The following is a 2,410-nucleotide window of genomic DNA, read 5'->3' on the forward strand; positions in this document are numbered from 1 at the left end:
CCGCGCCGTCGCGGCCGCCGGCTCGCCCGCGCAGGGCGAGCTCCCGGTGCAGGCCGACACCCCGGCCGCCGAGCGCACCGAGCAGCGCCAGGAGCGCACCGAGCAGCGCCAGGAGCGCACCGAGCAGCGGCAGGACCGGCCCGAGCGCACGGAGCGCCAGGAGCGCACCGAGCGCCAGGAGCGTCCCGACCGCGAGCAGCGGGCAGAGCGCCAGGACGGCCAGGACCGCGGCGAGCGGACGCAGCGGAACGAGCAGCGGGGCGACCGGAACGAGAACCGGTCGAACGAGAACCGGTCGAACGAGAGCCGGAACGACCGCACCGAGCGTGGCGACCGGAACGACAACCGGAGCGACCGGAACGAGCGGAACGACAACCGGTCCAACGACAACCGGAACGACAACCGGAACGACAACCGGAACGACAACCGGCACACCGGTCCGGACGACGACGACGAGGCCGGCGGCGGCCGCCGTCGGCGCAACCGCTACCGCGACCGCAAGCGTCGCGGCGGCCGGGGCGGCAACGACCTGGGCGGCATGGCCGACGAGCCGGAGGTCAGCGACGACGACGTGCTGGTGCCCGTCGCCGGCATCCTCGACGTGCTCGACAGCTACGGCTTCGTGCGCACCTCGGGCTACCTGCCCGGGTCGAACGACGTGTACGTCTCGCTCGGCCAGGTGAAGAAGCACGGCATGCGCAAGGGCGACGCGATCGTCGGCGCCGTGCGCCAGCCGCGCGAGGGCGAGCAGCAGGGCGGCGGCAGCAGCCGGCAGCAGAAGTTCAACGCGCTGGTGCGGGTCGACTCGGTGAACGGCCAGACCGTCGAGCAGGCCAAGGCCCGCCCAGACTTCATGAAGCTGACGCCGCTGTACCCGCAGGAGCGGCTGCGCCTGGAGACCGAGCCGAACATCCTGACCACCCGGGTCCTCGACCTGGTGGCGCCGATCGGCAAGGGCCAGCGCGCCCTCATCGTCTCCCCGCCCAAGGCGGGCAAGACGATGATGATGCAGGCCATCGCGAACGCGATCACGGTGAACAACCCCGAGGTCCACCTGATGGTGGTGCTGGTCGACGAGCGCCCGGAGGAGGTCACCGACTTCCAGCGCAGCGTCAAGGGCGAGGTGATCGCGTCCACGTTCGACCGCCCGGCGAGCGACCACACCACGGTGGCCGAGCTGGCGATCGAGCGGGCCAAGCGCCTGGTCGAGATGGGCCACGACGTCGTGATCCTGCTCGACGGCATCACCCGCCTCGGCCGTGCGTACAACATCTCGGCGCCCGCCTCGGGCCGGATCCTGTCCGGTGGTGTCGACTCGTCGGCGCTCTACCCGCCGAAGCGCTTCTTCGGCGCCGCGCGCAACATCGAGAACGGTGGCTCGCTCACCATCCTCGCCACCGCGCTGGTCGAGACCGGCTCCAAGGCCGACGAGGTGATCTTCGAGGAGTTCAAGGGCACCGGTAACTCCGAGTTCCGGCTCTCCCGCTCGCTCGCCGACAAGCGGGTCTACCCGGCGGTCGACGTGAACGCGTCGGGCACGCGCCGCGAGGAGATCCTGCTCGGTCGCGAGGAGCTGTCGGTGATGTGGAAGCTGCGCCGGGTGCTCACCGCCCTCGACTCGCAGCAGGCGATCGAGCTGCTGCTGTCGAAGCTGCGCGAGACCAAGAGCAACACCGAGTTCCTCATGCAGGTGCAGAAGACCACCACGCCGCTGGCCGGCAACGGCAAGGACGACTGACACCGCACGTCCCGCCCGGCGTCGCGAGCGCCCGTCCCCGCACCGGGGGCGGGCGCTCGCCGCGTCCGGCGGGGAACAAACCGGGCCGATTTCGTGCTCCACCCGGTGCCTGGCACACTGTCAGGTCGGCTCCGGTTCACGCGCCACCCACCCGGGGTGAGCACGACCCGGCGGCCATCTGCGAAGGAGCCTCCCCCATGAAGCGCGACATCCACCCCGAGTACGTCGAGACGAGCGTGACCTGCAGCTGCGGGAACTCGTTCACGACGCGCAGCACCGCCACCTCCGGCAAGATCACCGCCGAGGTCTGCAGCGCGTGCCACCCCTTCTACACCGGCAAGCAGAAGCTGCTCGACACCGGCGGCCGCGTCGCGCGCTTCCAGGCGCGCTACGGCAAGAAGGCCGAGCAGGCCGAGAGCAAGTAGCGGCTCCGCAGCGCCGGCGCACCCGTCCACGGGAGCGCCGGCGCTGTCGTCCGTCCGGGGGTCGTCGAGGAGGTCGTCGTGTCCGAGGTCAGCGGTTCCTTCGAGGCGCTGGCGCCCGTGCTCGCCGAGCACGCCGAGCTGCAGCGCCGGCTCGCCGACCCCGCGGTGCACGCCGACCCCGCGGCCGCGCGGTCGCTCGGACGCCGGTACGCCGAGCTCGACCGGCTGGTCTCCGCGCACGCCGCCT

The 2,410-nt window shown here is 71.9% G+C and carries 2 protein-coding genes and 1 pseudogene; all 3 read left to right on the forward strand.

Features of this window, described 5'->3' with window-relative positions; genetic code table 11:
* Positions 1–1,738, forward strand: a 1,738-nt coding sequence (gene rho / locus ACYVKY_RS04435) for a transcription termination factor Rho (protein WP_460433789.1), incomplete at its 5' end; no start/stop codon positions are given.
* Between the two features lie 197 nt (positions 1,739–1,935).
* Positions 1,936–2,163: a 50S ribosomal protein L31 gene (rpmE, locus tag ACYVKY_RS04440; protein ID WP_460433790.1), complete on the forward strand. Its 228-nt coding sequence runs from the start codon at positions 1,936–1,938 to the stop codon at positions 2,161–2,163.
* Positions 2,164–2,241: 78 nt separating this feature from the next.
* Positions 2,242–2,410: pseudogene (locus ACYVKY_RS04445) on the forward strand (peptide chain release factor 1); the annotation flags it as partial.

The sequence above is a fragment of the Angustibacter speluncae genome, assembly GCF_054777815.1.